This is a genomic window from Pseudomonas sp. KK4 (assembly GCF_001984065.1).
Taxonomy (GTDB): Bacteria; Pseudomonadota; Gammaproteobacteria; order Pseudomonadales; family Pseudomonadaceae; genus Aquipseudomonas.
Window position 1 is genome coordinate 1 of record NZ_LYVP01000287.1, and the last position, 223, is coordinate 223.

Annotated in this window: 1 pseudogene; it reads right to left on the reverse strand. The window is 61.9% G+C overall.

The features are described from left to right. Nucleotides 1-223: pseudogene (locus B0W55_RS29505) on the reverse strand (hypothetical protein); the annotation flags it as partial.

Here is a 223-nt window from a genome sequence, read left to right on the forward strand (position 1 = left end):
AGTAAAGCTGCTGCTCCCCGCCCTCTTCCTGGTCCACCCGCGCCAAGGGCGCATAACTGCGCGGCTCATAAACATACAGACTGCTCTGCCCCGGCGCCTCCTCGCGCAACAGGCGCAGACCTTGCCAAAGGAAATGCTTGTGCTCGGTGACGCCATGGATCTCTGACACCTTGGCCACACGACGCCCCAGGCTGTCGTAGCGATAAGCGCCGGTACTTTCCAG